Source organism: Paucibacter sp. Y2R2-4, assembly GCF_025717535.1.
Taxonomy (GTDB): domain Bacteria; phylum Pseudomonadota; class Gammaproteobacteria; order Burkholderiales; family Burkholderiaceae_C; genus Paucibacter_A.
This window is the reverse complement of sequence record NZ_JAJIRO010000004.1, coordinates 236,246-254,412: the sequence shown is the minus strand read 5'-3', so window position 1 is coordinate 254,412 and position 18,167 is coordinate 236,246. Positions and strand designations below refer to the sequence as shown.

Below are 18,167 nucleotides of genomic sequence, written 5' to 3'. Positions count from 1 at the left end.
CTAAAGAGGGACTCCGAACAGCCGGCGTCCGCTTCTTTCCAGCGGTGCCGGTTTTGTTTTTCAGGAGGCCTTGTTCATGCCACACAGCGGTCAATTGGGTGACGTCAGTCCCCAGCGCATGGCGTTTGCGCAGCCCTTGCCTTTGCGCAGTGGCGCCGAGTTGCGTGACTATGAAATGGTCTATGAGACCTATGGCCAGCTCAATGCCACGCGCAGCAATGCGGTGCTGGTCTGCCATGCCCTCAACGCCAGCCACCATGTGGCCGGCACCCATACCGGTCAGGCCAATAGCGAAGGCTGGTGGGACAACCTGATCGGCCCCGGCAAACCGCTGGACACTGACAAGTTCTTTGTCATCGGCATCAACAACCTGGGCTCTTGCTTTGGCTCGACCGGCCCCATGCATCGCAATCCGGCCACCGGCCAGATCTACGGTGCCGACTTCCCGGTGGTGACGGTGCAGGATTGGGTGGACGCGCAAGCGCGTGTGCTCGATCAGCTGGGCATCACTCAGTTGGCTGCGGTGCTGGGCGGCTCGCTCGGTGGCATGCAGGCTTTGGACTGGGCGCTGCGCTACCCCGAGCGCATGCGCCACTGCATTGCAATCGCCACCGCGCCTTGTTTGTCGGCGCAGAACATCGCCTTCAATGAGGTGGCGCGCCGCGCCATCATCACCGACCCCGACTTCCACGGTGGCCACTTTTACGCCCATGGCGTGGTGCCCAAACGCGGCCTGCGGGTGGCGCGCATGATTGGCCACATCACCTATTTGTCGGACGACGCGATGGAGCAAAAGTTCGGTCGCGAGTTGCGCTCGGCCGAGCTGGGCTATTCCACCCAAGACATCGAGTTCCAGATCGAGAGCTATTTGCGCTACCAGGGCGACAAATTCAGCGACTACTTTGACGCCAACACCTATTTGCTGATCACGCGCGCGCTCGACTACTTTGACCCGGCGCGCGAGCATGGTGGCAATTTGAGCCGCGCCTTTGCCAGTGCCCGCTGCAAGTTCTTGCTGGCCAGCTTCACCACCGACTGGCGCTTCTCGCCGGCCCGTTCGCGCGAGATCGTCAAGGCCTTGCTGGACAACAAGCTCGATGTCTCGTATGCCGAGATTGACGCGCCGCATGGGCATGACGCCTTCTTGTTGGAAGACCCCCGTTACCACGGCGTCTTGCGCGCCTATTTCTCCCGCATTGCGGGCGAGTTCGCAGGAGCAGCAGCATGAGCAGCGGTGTGATGGAACAAATTGCCGCCCTGGTCCCGCAGGGCTCACGAGTGCTGGACCTGGGTTGCGGTACCGGCGAGTTGCTGGCTTATCTGCAGAAACACCGGGGCTGCACCGGCTATGGGGTGGAACTGGATGACGCCAATCTGCTGGCCTGTGCGCAACGCGGGGTGAATGTCATTCAGCTCAATCTGGAAGACGGCTTGAGCATCTTCGAAGACCAGAGCTTCGACGTGGTGCTGCAACTCGAGACCCTGCAGCATTTGCGCAATACCGAGGCCATGCTGCGCGAGACCGCTCGCGTCGGCCGCACCGGCATCGTCAGCTTCCCCAATTTCGCCCATTGGCCGAACCGCTTGCAGGTGGCGCTGGGGCGCATGCCGGTCACCCGCGTGTTGCCCTACGAGTGGTACAACACGCCGAACATACGGGTCGGTACTTTTGCTGACTTTGAGGTGCTGGCGCGCAAAAACCGCCTGCGCATCTTGGACGCTTTTGGCATCCAAGAGGGCCAAGCGGTACGGACTTTCCCAAATCTGCTGGCCAGCATGGCGGTGTTCAAATTTGATCGGGGTTGAAGTTCAGACTGCTTCAAGGAGGCATTGATGATTGGCTACACCACACTGGGCACGAACGACTTGCCGCGCGCCGCGGCCTTTTATGACGCGCTGTTCGAGGTCATAGGCATCAAGCGCATGATGGATTTCGGCCGGGGTTACGCCTGGGGCTTGGGCATGGACAAGCCGGGCTTCGGCGTGATGCTGCCCTACAACCAAGAGCCGGCCACGGTGGGCAATGGGGTCATGGTCGCTTTGACCGTGGACAGCCGCGCCAAGGTCGACGCCTTGCATGCCAAAGCCCTGGCCTTGGGTGGCCAGGACGAGGGCGCGCCTGGGCTGCGCGGCGAGGGCTTTTATGCCGCTTACTTCCGCGATTTGGTTGGCAACAAACTGAACGCTTTTTGCGTCGGCTGAAGCTGCTATTCTGCCCCTCAGGGTTCTGAGGAGCCCGGCGCAAGACTCCTGCCGGGTCTTGCAAGAACAGCAGGGGTGCGAATGGCTGTCAACAAGCTGGAGCGCGTGGGTCTGCAAGTGCTGCTGCTCTGGCTGAGCACGCAGCTGGTGGCCTGGGCTCAGCCTTGTTCGCGCACGGTGCGCGTGCCGGTGGCACCCACCGGCTTCAATGTGCGTGTGCAGGGCGAGCGGGTCGAGGGGGTCTATCCCGACTTGCTGCGCCAGCTGGGCCGGGTGCAGGGCTGCCAGTTTGTCTTTCCGGTGGTTCCGCGCGCCCGATTGACGATGATGTTTTTCGACAGCCTGGAGGCCGACCTCTTTTTGCCGGCCTCGCGCACCTCAGAACGTGATCAAAAAGCGCAGTTTGTGCCCATGCTCAAGCTGACTCCCACGCTGATCACGCTGACGTCCAAAACCGACGTACCGCAAGACCTGCGTGCCTTGCTCAGCCGCAGCACTTGGCGCGCGGCCATGGTGCGCAGCTACAGCTGGGGCGATGAGTACGAAGCCCTGATACGCCAGCTGGAGGGCGAGAAGCGGGTGGACTATGTGTCCGATCTGCGTACCGTGGGCGCCATGTTGCGCGGCGGCCGGGTGGACTTCACCATCTTGCCGCCGACTCTGCTTTATTCCGCCTTGCAGGAGGGGCGCAGCGAGCCCGACACCGGGGGCGACTTCCGCTTCACCGACTTGCCGGGCCTGCCGCGCTCAGAGGTGGGCGCCTATATCTCGCGCCGCTCGCTCAGCGAAGCCGATCAAGCGGTCTTGCGCGAGGCGCTCTCCAGATCCGCGCGCGACGGCAGCCTGCAGCGCAGCCTGCAACTCTATTACCCGCCCGAGGTGCTGCTGCACGACGCGGTTTTGAACTGAGCCGGCACTGCTTCGAATCGACTCAGATCGATTCGAAGCGCCCCAACCGCACCATGGTGTTGCCTGGTTTGCCATGCTTCATGCTGGGCATCACCAAGACGGTGTTGTCATAAGAGGTGCTGAACACCGTGTCGCCGTCCTGGGCGAAAGCAGTGCCTGCTTCTGGGATCACATCCAGGCCGCGCACCGGCTGCAGGAAATGAAAGTCGGCGCTGAGGGCGGTGATGGCGCGGTCTACCCGAATGGTGTGTTGCTGCGCAGGCAAGGGCAGCTGGAGCCGAGCCTGCGCCCAATCGGCGTCCACCATGCCGGTGAGCTTGAGAAAACGAACCAGCCCGTCGATGGCCACATCGACCGAGCTGCGCGCCCAGTGCTGGCCGCATTCGATCAACAAAGCATTCTTGGGGCTGTTGGGGTCACCAAAGCCGCCGCGATCGCGCATGCGCAGACCGGAGGGGTGGCCGGTGTCGATCAGCAGATCACCCGGCATACCCAGCTCGCGGGCAAAGGCCGCGCCTTTGTCCAGCATGCCGCAGACCATCAGCGGCCGGCAGACGTCTTGCATCGAGTGAATGTCGAAGAGCAGGTCAGTGCGGTCCACAAAGGGCTGCAACTGGCGGGCGCGGCGCAATTCCAAGGAGTCGCCGGAGCCGAACAATTGTTCATCGGCCCAGACGCGATTCAGATCTTCGTCCACGCAACGCGAGGCATTCGGGTCGGCCGGGTCGAAGCGCGAAAAGGCTTCGACATTGGCAAAGCTCAGGATCAGCTGGCCACAAGCCGGCTGCAGCGTGCGGCCCATGCCTTGCTGAAACAGCCAGTCCAGCGCAATCGCGCCGCAAAGCTCATTGCCATGCGTCAAGGCCTGCACCATCACGGTCGGGCCGGGAAGACCGGAGTCGAACTGGTGCACATAGTCGACGCCAGTATGGCTGTGGCGGTAGGGGCTGATGTCCGGGGGGCTCAGCTCGAGCGTGCTTTGTAGCTTGGTCATAGGGCGGTTCCGGATTTCAATCTTTGCGGATGATGACGCCGTCATCGGTGCGTTCATCGGCTTTGAAGACGCCTTCCCAGCGGTCACCGCTGGGCCAGTGGAAGACGCCTTGGCCGTGCTTCAGGCCGTCGACCCAGGCGCCCACATAGCGTTCGCCCGACTTCCATTGATAGCTGCCCTGACCATGGGGCTTGCCTTGGTGGAAGCTGCCTTCATAGCGGTCGCCCGAGCTCATCTGCATCTTGCCCTCGCCATGGGGTTGGCCGGCCGCGACCAAACCCTCGTAGCGGTTGCCGTTGGCGTAACGCAATATGCCCTTGCCATGCGGTTTGTCCTGCACCCAGTCGCCTTCGAAGTGCTGGCCGTTCTGCCAGCGATAGCTGCCCTTGCCGTGGGGAATGCCTTGGCGGATCTGGCCTTTGTAGACATCACCGCTGGCGAAGTGCAGCTGGCCTTCGCCTTCCGGCGTGCCGTCGACCAGGCTGCCCTCGTAGCGATTGCCATTGGTGAACTGCAGCTTGCCCATGCCAGTGGCTTTGTTCTGCACCCAGTCGCCTTCGTAACGCTGGCCATTGGCCCAGATGAACTCGCCTTTGCCCTGACGCGCGCTGCGCACCAAGGCGCCGATGTAGACGTCTCCATTGGCCCATTCGACCCGGCCCGTGCCCGTGACCACTTGGCCTTCTTCACGTACAAATTGCCCTTTGTAGCGGGTGTCTCCCGTGCGAACGTCGAGCTCTTGAACGGCACCCTGGGCTCGGCTTTCGGTGGCACTCGGGTTGGGCGTGCCGCTCGCAGCCAGGGGTGCCGGGGCGGGGGCTAAATTGGGGGCGGAAACGGGTGCCGCCGTCGGGTTGGCCGCAGGCTTGGCCGAAGCCGCCGTGCTGGCCGCGCCCGCAGTTGCTGCGACATTGGCTGCCGCCGAACTTGCGGTCGTGCCTGCAGCCGCGCTGCGGCCACTGACCATGGCTAGAGCCGTCGCACCCACGGCCGCGGCAGAAACCGCTGCTGGGCCACTGCCTGGCCTCGCGGATGCTGAAGTGTTTGCGGGGCTGGCAGCGGATGTCTCCGGCGCGGCCGTGGCCACCCAGGGCGTGCCGCGCTCTCGCGCCAGCGCCTGGGCATTGTTTCCGGCCAATTCCAAAGCGGCGCCCTTGCACAGGGTGCTGGTCTTGCGCCACAGGGTTTCGGCAATCTGCGATTGCTGTTGGCGCTCGGTCACGCTCAGGCCGGAGGAGGCGCTGCGAAACTTTTGGGTGAACTCACGCGAGCGGTCGAACATCGGCGCGCAGAACTCGGCGTTGTAAGCATCGATTTCGGCCTGCTCGCGGCGCTTGGCAGCAATCTGCTGCTGGCTGCCGGTGCAGTGTTCGGCGGCCAGATCCCACATGGTTTCGGCCTTGCCGTAGAGCGAGGCTGCGTCCGGCCAGCGACGCTCACCAAAGGCTTGCTTGGCCAAGTCTTGCAGGGCTGCAGCGTCACGGTGTGAGACCTCGCATTGAGAGCCTGCTGCTTGACGCTCGGCGATCAAGCTGCGCTGCTTCTCAACATCGGTGAGGTTTTTCTGCGCCCGGTCGCGGGCGCGGCCTTCGCAAGCGTCCAAGGCCAAGGTCCACTGGGCAATGGCTCGGTCGAACAACTTGGCCAGCTCGTCGATGGGCTTGTTCTGCGCTAATGCCGTGGTGGCGCGCAGGTCGGTGGACATGGCGCGCTGCGTCAGCGTGGTGCAGCTGGGGGGTGGGGCTGCCGCTTCGCCGCCCTCGGGTGCTGACGCGGAAGAGGCCGCCGCGGTGCCGGCCATCGGCATGTCGGCCAGAGGCGTTTCGGCGGGTGTGGCCGGGGGCGCTGCGGCGGCTGGCTGAGTGGGGGGCTGAGCGGGCGGCTGGGGCGGGAGTGTTTGGGTCAGGCCGAGCAAGGGGCTGCAGGCCAGTAGGGCGATCCATAACTTCCGGGGCATGGTCAAAGTACGGAGCCTAGTTTGCATTATTTTTTGCTGCCGGATTCGGTGGGGATGTCGAGCATGGCGTCGATCAGGCCGCGTGCAAAGCGGCCGCTGCCGGGGTCGGTCGGGCTCTCAAAAGAGAAGGCGTCGGGGGCCGAGGCAAGCGGCATGGCGCCAATTTCCAGGGCCAGATCGCTGGCCTTGAAGCCGCGCAAAATGGCTTGTACTTGCTCGTCGATGCCGCGGGTTTGAGCCAGTTTGCTGAGCGACTCCAGCCGCTCCATGTCCAAGGCAAAAGCATTGCCCGAGAGGCTGCGCTCCAACATCTTTTGGTGCAGGCTGAAGCCCGCCAGCGGGTTGCCGCCGAGTTTTTCAATGCGCTCAAACGCCCATTGGTCGGCGCGGTCAAACACGGTGGCGCCAATGCGGGCCACGCCGGACAAAGAACTGCGGTTCACGGCAGCGGCCTGCAGGCCGTTCATCACCTGCTGCTTGGTCAGCTCGCGCGCGGCATCGATCAAACCCTCGCGCATCTTTTGCGCCGCCAGCGCCTTGCCTTGCTCAATCAGCTGCTGCTTGATGATTTCAGAGGCGACGGTTTGTGCGGCCTGTTTGGCCGCGGTGATCGCGGCCTCGGCCGCCAGCGCGGCGCCGCGCAGACCGGTGGCCAGGGTAACCAGGTTGTAGAGCGTGCCGACGATCTTGCTGCCGTAGTGGTAGGTCTTCATGCGGGCGCCGCCTTCTTCGGACAAGCCTTGGCTCCAGAGCACCGCCCACAGCGCCTCGTCCTCGCTCGGCTGGATCTGGCTGTACTCCAGCGAGTGCAGACTCAGCAGCCAGTGGTAGTCCTGCATCTCGGGCGTGTTGGGGGGCGCCAGGCGGGTGTAGCCGCGGCAGACTTCAAAAGGGGTGACCGCGCGTTGCGCACCATTGCTGAGGGTGACGAAAAAAGGCTTGCCTTCGTCGCGCCGCTCGGCCAGCTTGGCGAGCATCTTTTCGCTGTCTTCTTCTTTTTGGCCCGCGACAGCTTGTAATTTTTCACCTAAGTTCAAGGGCGAATTCGGGGCGGCAGCGACCACGGTCAAGCGCTCGTCCACCTGCAGACCGCGCACCCAGGCGACGCGGTCGTTCTCGGCCCAGCCATAGCTGGTGGCCACGGCGAAGGGCAACTCCCACTGCCGGTCGCATTCAGGGTCTTTCAGGCCGGCGCTGCGCACGATGGCAGGGCGCAGACTCTGCTCACCCGCGCCATAGTGGCGGATATTGGCCAACAAGGTTTCGTCGACCTTGCGCCCATCATCGACGGTGTACTTCGGCGCCGCACAAGCCGCCAGCAGCAGACACAGCAACAGGGAAAGCAGCGATTTCATCAGCGCGATGGAGTGCCAAAAGTCAGCAGTGTAGGGCGGCTGTATGGCGCTGAGCTGACGCTGTAGCGAGGCTGTTGCGAAAGCGGACCAAGCCGCTTAAACCAAGTCTTAAAGCCGTGCAATTTCCGCAAGCGGGGCGTAGTCCGCTGCGGTCTTGCTTTGCCAGGCCATGATGGCGCGCCCCATTTCGGCGGTGTCAAAAATGGCGCTTTGCAAAAGACTCATTTGCTGCAATGAAGCTGCTACGCCATGGTCGCGCGCATGGTTCAGGGCCAGCTTGCTGCCGGCGATGGCCACGGGTGACTTGGCTGCAATCTGCCGCGCCACGCCCAGGGCATGAGCTAAAAGTGCCTCAGCATCCGGCAGCACCGCATTAACCAAGCCGCAGCTGAGGGCGCGCTCGGCCGGCAGCCGCTCGCCGGTGTAGGCCAGCTCGCGCGCCAGGCCGGCCGGCATGATTTGCTGCAGACGCTGCAGCACGCCCAGATCTGCCGTCATGCCGATATTGATTTCTTGCACGCTGAAGAAAGCCTCGGCCGAGGCATAACGGATATCGCAGGCGGCAGCCAGGTCCAGGGCGCCGCCGATGCAGCCGCCTTGCACCGCGCAGATCACCGGGAAGCGCGCCTCATCGATGACGCTGAAGCAAGCCATCAGCTGGCGCAGCGACTCTTGAAAACTCAGGCGAGCGCGGGCGCTACTGGTGTCCAGCAAAGCGCCCTGGCCGGCAAAAGTCTCCAAAGCCATGCCGGCGCTGAAGTGCTTGCCGGTGGAAGAAATCACCAGCACCCGGGCTTCGCCGCTTTGATGCAGACCGAGTACTGCGTCCCGCAGGGCCGGGAAAAAAGCCGGCGCCATGGTGTTCATGCGCTCCGGGCGATTCAAGACCAGGTGGGCGAGGCCTTGGGCGTCGGTGTTCAAGCTGAAAAAGTCGTTCATCGGGGTGTTTCTCAAAAAAATTGGCCAGAGCCGAGCAGCCTAGCGTTTCTCGAACTGCGGGACTATCCGCTGCGCGACAGCGGGCTTGCGTACTTCTACCGACCGGGCAAGCCCTGGGCCGGCGAGAGGCTGGGCTTGCCTACACTGGGCTGATGCGTACCTTGAGATGTGATGATGGCGTGCCTTTGCACTGGCGCCAATGGAGCAAGCCCGGTCTGGACCCGGCGCGCGGCACGGTGCTGATCGTCCATGGCCTGGGCGAGCATATGGGGCGTTATGAGGCCGTGGCCGCTCGTCTGAATAGCTGGGGCTGGCATGTGGTGGGCCATGATCAGCGCGGCCATGGCGCTTCCGGCGGTGCGCGGGGTGATGTCAAGGACGATGAGCGTCTGCTGAAAGACCTGGCCCTGGTCATCGATGAGTTGCGCGCCGATGCGGTCTTGGGTAAAGGCCCTTTGCTGCTCTTGGGTCACAGCATGGGCGGCTTGGTCGCGGCACGCTTTGTTGCGGGTGGCTTGGCGGCCAGCAGCGGCGGCCAGTTGCCTTGTTGGTTCCGGCCCGTGGATGCCTTGGTGCTGTCTTCGCCGGCGCTGGATCCTGGCATGTCGGGCTTCAAACGCCTGCAATTGGCGCTGGGCGTGGCGCTGCTGCCGCATCTGGCGGTGGGCAATGGGCTCAAGCCCAACTGGATTTCCCGCGACTCTGCGGTGGTGCGCGCCTATATGGCCGACCCGCTGGTGCATGACCGCATCACGCCGACCCTGGCCAAGGCCATTGTGGATGGTGGTGAGTTGGTGCGTCAGCATGCGGCGGATTGGGTGGTGCCAACTCTCTTGATCTGGGCCGGCGCTGACCGCTGCGTGGCCCCCGCCGGCAGCGCCGAGTTTGCCGCCCAGGCCCCGGCGAGCTTGGTGCAAAGCCATTGCTTCGAGGGGCTGTTCCATGAAATCTTCAATGAACCCGAAAAGGAACAGGTCTTTGCCCGGCTGCAGCATTGGATGGTCGCGCGCTTTGGTTGAAGCCGGCAGGCTGGCCTAAACTAAAGGCTTCCCCCGCCACAAGCTGGAAGCCCACCATGAACGCTCGCGACCCTTCGCTGCCACTGCAGCCCGCTCAAGCCACGGCCATCGCCGACTTTGCCTCCCAAGTTTGGGACGATGAGATCGTCCCAGCCCTGACCCAGTACATCACCATTCCGGCCAAGAGCCCGATGTTCGATGCCGACTGGGCCGCCAACGGTCATATTGAAAAGGTTTTGCGCGACGCGGCGGCCTGGGTCGAGAGCAAAAAGGTCGCTGGCCTGAAGCTGGAAGTGATTCGTTTGCCGGGCCGCACCCCGGTGATCTTCTTTGAAGTGCCTGCCACCAAGACCGACAGCACGGACACCATCGTGCTCTATGGTCATTTGGACAAACAGCCCGAGTTCAGCGGCTGGCGCAATGATCTGGGCCCATGGACGCCCAAGTTTGAGGACGGCAAGCTTTATGGCCGCGGTGGCGCCGACGACGGCTATGCGGTTTATGCCTCGCTGACCGCCATCATGGCGCTGGACAAACAAGGCATCGCACGGCCACGCTGCGTCGGCATCATCGAGACCTGTGAAGAGTCGGGTTCTTACGACCTGCCCGCTTATCTGGACGTGCTGAAGGAGCGCCTGGGCCAAGTGTCTCTGGTGGTTTGCCTGGACTCGGGTGCGGGCGACTACAACCAGCTGTGGCTAACGACATCACTGCGCGGCATGGTCAGCGGTGTTCTCAAGGTGGAGGTGTTGACCGAGGGCATCCACTCTGGCGATGGCTCGGGCGTGGTGCCTTCGAGCTTCCGCATCCTGCGCCAGGTGCTGGACCGTTTGGAAGACTCCAAGACCGGCCGGCTCTTGCCCGAGAGCTTCCACTGCGAGATTCCTGGCAATCGTATTGAGCAAGCCCAAGCGACGGCGGTCATTCTGAAGGACGAGGTCTACAAGCGCCTGCCCTGGGCCTGCGGCGCCGACGGCGGCCCGGTCTTGCCGATGACGGCCGAGCCCGTGGAGGTGCTCTTGAATCGCACTTGGCGGCCGACCTTGTCGGTCACCGGTGTGGACGGCTTCCCGGCCATGAACAATGCCGGCAATGTTTTGCGCCCCTTCACGGCCTTCAAGCTGTCTTTGCGCCTGCCGCCCTTGGTGGATGGTAATGAAGCCGCGCTGCGTCTGAAGGCCTTGTTGGAAGACAACGCGCCCTACAACGCCAAGGTCACTTTTGTGCCCGATGGCCGCGCCGGGGCTTATGGCGCCACCGGCTGGAACACGCCCGACTTGTCGCCCTGGTTGAGCCAGGCCTTGAATCAAGCCAGCGAAACCCATTTCGGCGCACCGGTGGGCTATATCGGCCAGGGCGGCACGATCCCGCTGATGAGCATGCTGCAAAAAGGCTTCCCGGCCGCGCAGATGATGGTCTGCGGCGTCTTGGGCCCCAAGAGCAATGCCCATGGCCCGAACGAGTTCCTGCATGTGCCCTATGGCAAACGCCTGACCGCCGCCGTGGCGCAGGTGATGGCAGCGCACCCCTGAGCACTTTCTAGCTCAATAAGGGGCGGCCAAGTGCCGCCCTTTTTTTGCCTAGCGCAGGGTGAAAGAGGTCTCCACCATCGAGCCCTGCAGGTCTTGCAGCAAATGGGTCAGCGGAGAGAGCTGCACATAGCGGGTGCTGACCTTGATGGCATAGGCGAAAAAGCGCGGCAGGTCTTCCGCATAGGCGGGTTTGCCGTCGCGGTGCTTGAGGCGGCAGAAGATGCCCAAGATCTTCAAGTGGCGCTGCAGGCCGGTCCACTCCAACTGCTGCCAAAACTGGCCGAAGTCTTCGTTGATGGGCAGGCCGGCTTTGCGGGCCTGCTCCCAGTAGCGAATCGCCCAGTCCAGCTCCTGTTCTTCTTCCCAGGAAATGAAGGTGTCGCGCATCAGCGAGACCAAGTCGTAGCTGATCGGTCCGGCAACCGCGTCTTGGAAGTCCAAAATGCCGGGGCTGCCGCTGGCCGGGTCGCAAACCATCAGATTGCGCGGCATGTAGTCGCGGTGCATGGCGATACGGGGCTGCTCGAGCATGTTTTTGACCAGCACATCGCAAGCGTGCGCCCACCATTTCTCTTGCGTTTCGCTCCAGCTGCGGCCGTACTCACGCTGCACACACCAATCAACAAAAATCTGCAACTCGCGCCGGATGAAGGCTTCGTCATAGGCCGGCAGGCGGCCTGCGTCCATCTTCAGCTGCCATTGCAGCAAGGACTGGGTGGCGGCGCGCATCAACCGGTCGGCCTCGGCTGGGGAGGCGGCTTTCAGGGCTTTCAGATAGGTCAGATCGCCCAGGTCTTCCAGAAGCAAAAAGCCTTGCGCTTCGTCGGCGGCATGGACTCGCGGCGCATGAAGGCCGGCTTCAAGCATCTGCGCGGCGATCTCGATGAAGGGCGCGCAGCTGCCGGCTGCGGGCGGCGCATCCATGATGATGAAGCTGTGGCCTGCATCGGCTTGGATGCGCAGGTAGCGCCGGGCGCTGGCATCGGCGCTGGCAATGGCCAGCGTTTCAAGGCGCAGCGCATGGCTGCTTTGCAGGCTTTGCAGCCAGGAATCAAAGCCTTGCTTGCGTTGCTCGTCGGGCCAGGGGATGGAATTCATGCAGGGCGCTTCTCGGGTCGGTGTCGAGCCCGCTGCTTGGACAAGCGGCCTCATGGATAATGGATTTTACAAACCGCAAGCCCATGGGCGGCGATCCGCTCGATGCGCGGATGCGCAGCCCGGCTGCGCCTTCCGCAATCCGCCCATTTTTAGCTGCTCGCAGACGCAGTGCCGCGCCCTTTGTCAAAGTTTGCCCTCAACGCCATTGCTGGATTGTTTCGATCGGCTCCTGCTGCCTGCGCCCCAAGCAAGCGCCAGCGGGCTTGGCCCTGGTTGAGTGCGCTGTGTCTTTGCGCGCCGAGTCTGAGCCTGGCCCAGCCAGCGGAGTCACCGGTCTTGGCCGCTTCGAGCTCACTGCGCCTGAAGCCGGCCAAGACTCTCGGTGGTTCCGGCCAGGGTGAGGCCAAGCCGGCCTTGGTTTTGAGCGCCAAACGCCTGAATTCGCAATTGGATGAAGCGATGCAGGCCGAGGGCGAGGCCGAGTTGCGCTACGGAGACTTGCTGGTGCGCGCCAAGAGCTTGCGTTATGAGCAGGTGGAAGACTTGGCCACGGCGCGTGGCGATGTTGAGGTCAGCCGGGCGGGTAATTTATTCCGCGGGCCGGAGTTGCAGCTCTATCTCAAACGCTTTGAAGGCGAATTCCTCAACCCGAGCTATTTTTTCTCGCTCACTGGTGGGGGCGGGCATGCGGCCAAGGTCAGCTTTGACGGACCCTCCAGCATTCAAGCGCAAGACGGCACCTACAGCAGCTGTCCCGCCAACGAGGACGGTACACCGCTGGCTTGGGAAGTGACGGCCCGCCACCTGGACATGAACTTTGAGGCGAATGAGGGTGTGGCAACCGGGGCCATGCTGCACTTCTATGGCGTGCCGATTTTGCCCGTGCCGGTCTTGTCCTTCCCACTTGGGGGTGAGCGTAAATCGGGCTGGCTGGCGCCGAATATGGGCTTCGGTAATCGCAGCGGCGTCGAATTTGGCATGCCCTATTACTGGAATATCGCGCCACAGCGCGATGCCACGCTGACGCCTTACCTCTTGTCGCGCCGCGGTGCCGGACTTGACAGCGAATTCCGCTATCTGGAGCCCGAGCATGCCGGCAAGTTGAACCTGGCCTGGTTGCCGCATGACCGCATCACCGGCGATGCCCGTTGGGCGCTCAACCTTGATCAAAAGGGCTCGCTTGGGCAAAACTGGTTTTACAAATTGCGCGCCGAGCGAGTCTCGGATGACGACTATTGGAAAGACCTGCCCGACCGCATGCAAAGCCAGACCGAGCGCTTGCTGGCGACCGATTTGCAGTTCAGCCGCTTGCGTCAATCGACCTGGGGTGATGCGCTGACCTATGCGCGGGTGCAGCGTTGGCAAGTCTTGCAGGAGCTGGATTCGCCGATTCAGTCGCCTTATCAACGATCGCCGCAAATCGGCTTGCGCTTGACCACGGCTGCCGATGACGCCGTGTTTGAAGGCTTCCGACCTTGGGGCCGCAAGGCTCGCCTGGAAGGCTCGGTTGAACTTGAATACAACCGCTTTGACCTGCCCAGCAACGCGCGTTTGCAAAGCCTGCTGACGACGCAGTCACCGACCGGCCAGCGTGCCCATATGTTGGCGCATGTCAGTGCGCCCTTGGGCGGTGCCGCTTGGTGGTTGATTCCGCGGGTCGCAATCAACGCCGCGTATTACAAACTGGATCAAGTTCAAGCAGATGGCCGCACGACCATGGGGCGCACCGTGCCGACCTTCAGCTTGGACCATGGCTGGATCTTCGAGCGCAACACCTCTTGGTTGGGGCGCTCGCTGTTGCAGACGCTGGAGCCGCGGGTACTCTATGTGAACACCCCTTATCGCGCGCAGGAGAACTTCCCCAAGTTTGACTCGGCGCCCAAGGACTTCAACTTCGACTCCATCTACACGGCCAATCAGTTCTCGGGCATTGACCGGGTCTCGGACGGTCATCAGTTGACCGCCGGCGCTGTCAGCCGTTGGGTCAACCCTGCGCAAGGGGATGAGGTCTTGCGTCTCGGCCTGGTGCAGCGCTATTTGTTCCGCGATCAAATCATCACCGGTGGCGAGAAGCCGCTGACGCAGCGCTTCTCGGACCTCTTGCTGCTGGGTGCCGTGCATTTGGATTCGAAGTGGTGGCTGGATGGGACCGTCCAGTTCAACCCCGACGAGAATCGTTCGGTTCGAACCATCATGCGCGCTCGCTACTCGCCAGGCCCCTTCCGTACCATCAGCACGGCCTATCGCCTGGCTCGCGGGCAGGCGGTGCAATCGGGTGTCAGTGGCTTGGAAGGGCAGAGCGAGCAGCTGGAATTGGCCTGGCAATGGCCTTTGTATGGGCAAAGTTCGGTCAAGCGCGATGGCGGTAGCTGCAGCGGCGCTTGGTATAGCGCCGGGCGCTTGCAGTACAGCTTGGTGGACAGAAAATTGACTGATTCGGTGCTTGGGTTTGAATATGACTCGGGCTGCTGGGTCTTGCGTTTCGGGGTGGAGCGGCTGTCGGCCGGCCGTGCCGAAACGAGCACGCGATTGATGCTGCAAATGGAGCTGGTGGGCCTGTCCCAACTGGGTACCAACGCGCTCAATGTCTTGAGGGACAATATCCCCGGTTACCGACGCCTGAGCTCTGATCGCTCGGCAAGCCTTGAAGCTCCCTATGACTGATATGTCGATTCGATCTCTGACTCTGCTTGGCTCTTTCATCCTGCTTGGCCTGCAGGCCAGCCAGCCGGCTTGGGCTCAGCAGCGAGCCTTCGACCTGAAGCCGGGCGATTACATCGCCGCGGTGGTCAACCAAGATGTGGTGGCGGCCAGCGAGGTGGTGCAACGCACGGCCCGCTTGCTGGAAGAGGCGCGCCGGCGCGGTGAGACCATGCCCGACTCTGCCGCGCTGCACAAGCAGGCGCTGGAGGCGCTGATTGAGGATCGGGTGCAGGTCACTTATGCGCGCGAAGCGGGCGGCAAGGTGGACGAGCCCGAGCTGGACCGGGTGGTGGCCAATGTGGCGGCACAAAACAAGCTGACCATGGCTCAGTTGCTGGAGCGCCTCAAGCAAGACGGCACCGACTACCGGACCTTCCGCGAAAGCCTGCGCGATCAGATGATGTCTGAACGTGTGCGCGAGCGCGAAGTGCAGGGCCGCATCCGCATCACCGATGGCGAAATCGACAAGTATCTGGAGCAGCGCCGCGAAAAGCTGCAGGGCTCAGGGCAAATGAATCTGGCGCAGATTCTGATCAAGGTTTCTGAGGGGGCCAGCGAGACCGTCTTGGCCGAGCGTCAGGCCAAGGCCGAGCAGGCGCTGCAGCGTGCCTTGGCGGGCGAAGACTTCGCCAAGTTGGCCAAAGAAATGTCTGAGGACGCCAGCAAGGAGCGCGGCGGTGAATTCGGCATGCGGCCGGCCGATCGTCTGCCCGATCTGTTTGTGGAGGCCGTTAAGGGGCTGAGCAAGGGCCAGGTGAGTGCCAAACTCCTGCGCTCAGGCGCGGGCTTCCATGTGCTCAAGGTGGTGGACCGCGAAGGTTCGGGTTCCATGACCACGGTGATGCAAACCCATGCCCGCCATGTGTTGCTGCGCCCCTCGGCGCAACTGACGCCGGAAGTGGCCACCCGGCGCTTGGCTGAGTTCAAGCGGGCGATTGAGTCGGGCCGCACCAGCTTTGAGGCGGTCGCACGCGAGAACTCCGAAGACGGTAGCGCCCCCGAAGGCGGCGATTTGGGCTGGATGTCGCCCGGCGCCTTCGTGCCTGAGTTTGAGCAAGCCATGAATGCGCTGCCCGTTGGGGGTATTTCAGACCCGGTGCCCTCGCGCTTTGGTTTGCATCTGATTCAGGTGCAGGAGCGCCGCTCGGTCGAGATTGAGATGAAGCAGTTGCGTGAACAAGCGCGTGCCGCTTTGCGTGAAGGCAAGTACGACGAGGCCTATCAAGAGTGGGTCAAGGACCTGCGCGCGCGGGCCTATGTCGAAGTGCGCGAGTGGTTGGACTGAGGGCGGCTGCGTGGCACAACATATTGCACGCAAGCGTTTCGGCCAGCATTTCCTGACCGACGTCCACATCATCGAGTCGATTGTTGACGCGATCGACCCCCGTGCCGGTGAGGCTGTGGTGGAGATTGGACCCGGCTTGGGCGCGATGACGCTGCCCATGCTCAAGCGCATTCAGCCCTTCACCGTCATTGAGTTGGACCGCGACTTGGCGGCCAAGCTGCGTCACCAAAGTGGGCTGGAAGTGGTCGAGTCCGATGTCTTGAAGGTTGACTTTGCGGCGTTGGCTGCGGCCAAGGGCCAAAAGCTGCGCGTCGTCGGCAATCTGCCCTACAACATCTCTACGCCGATTCTTTTCCATTTGCTGGGCTTTGTAGATCATGTGGTCGATCAGCACTTCATGTTGCAAAAAGAAGTGGTGGACCGGATGGCCGCTTCACCCGCTTGCAAGGACTACGGCCGACTGACTGTGATGCTGCAATGGCGCTATGCCATTGAGTCGGTCTTGGATGTGCCGCCCAGCGCTTTCGACCCGCCGCCGCGGGTGGACTCGGCCATTGTTCGTATGCAGCCCTATGCCCAACCGCCGCAACTGGACGCCAAGTTGTTTGGCGAGATGGTGGCGGCGGCTTTTTCGCAGCGCCGCAAATTGCTGCGCCACAGTCTGGGTGTGTGGCTCTCGGCGCGAGGCTTCAGCGGACAGTTCGATCTGCAGCGCCGCGCCGAGGAAGTGCCGGTGGCGGAGTTTGTCGCTTTGGCTCAGGCCTTGCAGGGCTAAGTACTGTCTAGTTTGGAGAGGAGTTCGCGCGAACTTCTCTCGGTACAGACGAAAAAAAGGAGCCCGAGGGCTCCTTTTTGCATGCTTGCAAGCGATAGATGCTTAGGCGGCGCTGAGCCACATGGCGGTATCGAATGCGCTGCTCATCATCGGCATATTCATGCCGAAGTTGGCGTTGGCGGCAGCTTTGGAGTTCTTGGCTGCAGGCTTGGCTGCAACGGCGGCGGCTTCTTCGGTAGCCCGCTCCCAGGACGCATTGTCTTGAGAGCGGGCTACTGAAAAGAATAGAAGCACCTGAACTGAACCTTCCGGTCGGCCCAGTAATCGGCCGCTTCACGGAAGACGTCAAGCAGTTGCTCGCGCGCCTCACGGTCAAACTTGACGTTGTCAGGCAACTGCTCAAGCACGACGACGAAACCAGGCTGTGCGCCAGACTTGTGGACCAGATCGGTCATGCAATCATGGAGAGCGTCCAGATTCTTGCCAAAGTGGGCCGGGAAGAGAAATGCCTGTGCAATCGCTTCCAGCACGTCCTGCTTGGACTGTGCCTCGGTCAAATTGGCATACAAGAAATGCTGGCCGGCATCCTGTGCGGCATGCATCAAGTCCTCTACGCGGTAGGCCCGTATGGCCTGCACGATATTGGGACGGACGGTCTGCAAAAGCATGGTCGCGATCCTCCTATATAGTCACAGAACTTTTCATCACCGTCGATTCACTGCTCAAGACGTTTGAAGCTTGAATAATGATCGCTGGTGTAATAGCAAACATCAGGATTTGTAGGGGGTTTGCCGCCGCACACCCATCGTCTAGCACCGCGATTGCGGGCGCCTGGCGTGGGGACGGTGTACTCGCGGTAGTAGCCACGTTTCTTGGCGGGGAGCAAACGCTCGCGATTGCCAAAAACGATGCCGTCCTTGTCGTACGGAAATGGACCTCCGGCAAGGATCAGGCGATGCGTTGTTTGGGCTTCGCGGGGCAGCTTCGACAAGGCAACCGTTTCGGTTGTCGCTGACAACTGATCCGGTGCGGCTACCGATTCTTTGGCCTGCACCTGAGCGCTTGCTGCCACCACCAAAACGCTGGTGATAACTGACTTGCACCAAGTGGACCACAGCGGTGGTCGGAAGAGCAAAGACACGGGATTACCCTGTTCCTGAAAGCGCAATGGTAACGAAAACGCTTGAAAACCTCAAGCGCTTAGCCCCAGCTGGAACGGGTTTCTGGTAATTGTTTGTGTGTGCACACATTCCCAATAGGTGTTGAGACTGTGTAGTTTTTGTGACGGAATTGAGTCCGGTAAGCCCTTACAAACTTTTGTAAAAACTCTCTCAGCGTCCGCCACTGCGCACCGCATTGGTGCGCAATGGCTCGGGCTTCAGTGCAGAAAATTCTCTGA

17 protein-coding genes are annotated in these 18,167 nt (G+C 62.2%); 9 read left to right on the top strand and 8 right to left on the bottom strand.

Annotated elements, in window-relative coordinates; all coding sequences use genetic code 11:
- The first annotated feature begins 76 nt into the window (after positions 1–76).
- The 4 genes from metX to LNV06_RS16360 all read left to right on the top strand — a co-directional run bounded on the left by metX (position 77) and on the right by LNV06_RS16360 (position 3,111).
- Complete coding sequence (metX, locus tag LNV06_RS16375) at positions 77–1,228, top strand: homoserine O-succinyltransferase MetX (protein ID WP_263539366.1); 1,152 nt, start codon at positions 77–79, stop codon at positions 1,226–1,228.
- The gene (gene metW, locus LNV06_RS16370; protein WP_263539365.1) at positions 1,225–1,806 is read left to right on the top strand and encodes a methionine biosynthesis protein MetW; all 582 of its coding nucleotides are present in this window, start codon (positions 1,225–1,227) and stop codon (positions 1,804–1,806) included. The genes metX and metW overlap by 4 nt, the downstream gene beginning before the upstream one ends.
- 27 nt (positions 1,807–1,833) lie before the next feature.
- Positions 1,834–2,202 (top strand): VOC family protein, encoded by a 369-nt coding sequence (locus LNV06_RS16365; protein WP_263539364.1) that lies wholly within the window; start codon positions 1,834–1,836, stop codon positions 2,200–2,202.
- An 81-nt stretch (positions 2,203–2,283) separates the two neighbouring features.
- Positions 2,284–3,111: a substrate-binding periplasmic protein gene (locus LNV06_RS16360; RefSeq protein WP_263539363.1), complete on the top strand. Its 828-nt coding sequence runs from the start codon at positions 2,284–2,286 to the stop codon at positions 3,109–3,111.
- A gap of 22 nt (positions 3,112–3,133) precedes the next feature.
- Here LNV06_RS16360 and LNV06_RS16355 read toward each other — a convergent pair whose 3' ends face one another.
- The 4 genes from LNV06_RS16355 to LNV06_RS16340 form a co-directional block, all read right to left on the bottom strand.
- Positions 3,134–4,105 (bottom strand): M14 family metallopeptidase, encoded by a 972-nt coding sequence (locus LNV06_RS16355; RefSeq protein ID WP_263539362.1) that lies wholly within the window; start codon positions 4,103–4,105, stop codon positions 3,134–3,136.
- 16 nt (positions 4,106–4,121) lie between these two features.
- Positions 4,122–6,062: an MORN repeat-containing protein gene (locus tag LNV06_RS16350; RefSeq protein ID WP_263539361.1), complete on the bottom strand. Its 1,941-nt coding sequence runs from the start codon at positions 6,060–6,062 to the stop codon at positions 4,122–4,124.
- A 26-nt stretch (positions 6,063–6,088) separates the two neighbouring features.
- Positions 6,089–7,417: a hypothetical protein gene (locus tag LNV06_RS16345; protein ID WP_263539360.1), complete on the bottom strand. Its 1,329-nt coding sequence runs from the start codon at positions 7,415–7,417 to the stop codon at positions 6,089–6,091.
- Positions 7,418–7,525: 108 nt separating this feature from the next.
- Entirely contained in the window at positions 7,526–8,356 is an 831-nt protein-coding gene (locus tag LNV06_RS16340) for an enoyl-CoA hydratase-related protein (protein WP_263539359.1), read from the bottom strand.
- Positions 8,357–8,508: 152 nt separating this feature from the next.
- Here LNV06_RS16340 and LNV06_RS16335 point away from each other — a divergent pair, with 152 nt between their 5' ends.
- Positions 8,509–9,375: an alpha/beta hydrolase gene (locus LNV06_RS16335; protein ID WP_263539358.1), complete on the top strand. Its 867-nt coding sequence runs from the start codon at positions 8,509–8,511 to the stop codon at positions 9,373–9,375.
- Positions 9,376–9,431: 56 nt separating this feature from the next.
- A complete protein-coding gene (locus tag LNV06_RS16330; RefSeq protein WP_263539357.1) occupies positions 9,432–10,907 on the top strand; it encodes a M20 family metallopeptidase in 1,476 nt (491 codons plus the stop codon).
- Positions 10,908–10,955: 48 nt separating this feature from the next.
- Here the strand turns inward: LNV06_RS16330 and LNV06_RS16325 are convergent, their stop codons facing one another.
- The gene (locus tag LNV06_RS16325) at positions 10,956–12,005 is read right to left on the bottom strand and encodes an aminoglycoside phosphotransferase family protein (protein ID WP_263539356.1); all 1,050 of its coding nucleotides are present in this window, start codon (positions 12,003–12,005) and stop codon (positions 10,956–10,958) included.
- A 336-nt stretch (positions 12,006–12,341) separates the two neighbouring features.
- Here LNV06_RS16325 and LNV06_RS16320 point away from each other — a divergent pair, with 336 nt between their 5' ends.
- From LNV06_RS16320 to rsmA, 3 genes are read left to right on the top strand one after another with little or no spacing between them, the layout of a single operon-like run.
- Positions 12,342–14,669, top strand: a complete 2,328-nt coding sequence (locus LNV06_RS16320) for an LPS-assembly protein LptD (RefSeq protein ID WP_263539355.1) — start codon at positions 12,342–12,344, stop codon at positions 14,667–14,669.
- Position 14,670: 1 nt separating this feature from the next.
- Complete coding sequence (locus tag LNV06_RS16315; RefSeq protein ID WP_263539354.1) at positions 14,671–15,993, top strand: peptidylprolyl isomerase; 1,323 nt, start codon at positions 14,671–14,673, stop codon at positions 15,991–15,993.
- A complete protein-coding gene (gene rsmA, locus LNV06_RS16310) occupies positions 15,965–16,768 on the top strand; it encodes a 16S rRNA (adenine(1518)-N(6)/adenine(1519)-N(6))-dimethyltransferase RsmA (protein WP_411970127.1) in 804 nt (267 codons plus the stop codon). Before LNV06_RS16315 ends, rsmA begins: the two co-directional genes overlap by 29 nt.
- A gap of 102 nt (positions 16,769–16,870) precedes the next feature.
- Here rsmA and LNV06_RS16305 read toward each other — a convergent pair whose 3' ends face one another.
- From LNV06_RS16305 to LNV06_RS16295, 3 genes are read right to left on the bottom strand one after another with little or no spacing between them, the layout of a single operon-like run.
- Complete coding sequence (locus LNV06_RS16305) at positions 16,871–17,062, bottom strand: hypothetical protein (protein ID WP_263539352.1); 192 nt, start codon at positions 17,060–17,062, stop codon at positions 16,871–16,873.
- Positions 17,041–17,436: a barstar family protein gene (locus LNV06_RS16300; protein ID WP_263539351.1), complete on the bottom strand. Its 396-nt coding sequence runs from the start codon at positions 17,434–17,436 to the stop codon at positions 17,041–17,043. The genes LNV06_RS16305 and LNV06_RS16300 overlap by 22 nt, the downstream gene beginning before the upstream one ends.
- 47 nt (positions 17,437–17,483) lie before the next feature.
- Positions 17,484–17,822, bottom strand: a complete 339-nt coding sequence (locus LNV06_RS16295) for a guanyl-specific ribonuclease (protein WP_263539758.1) — start codon at positions 17,820–17,822, stop codon at positions 17,484–17,486.
- Positions 17,823–18,167 lie beyond the last annotated feature (345 nt).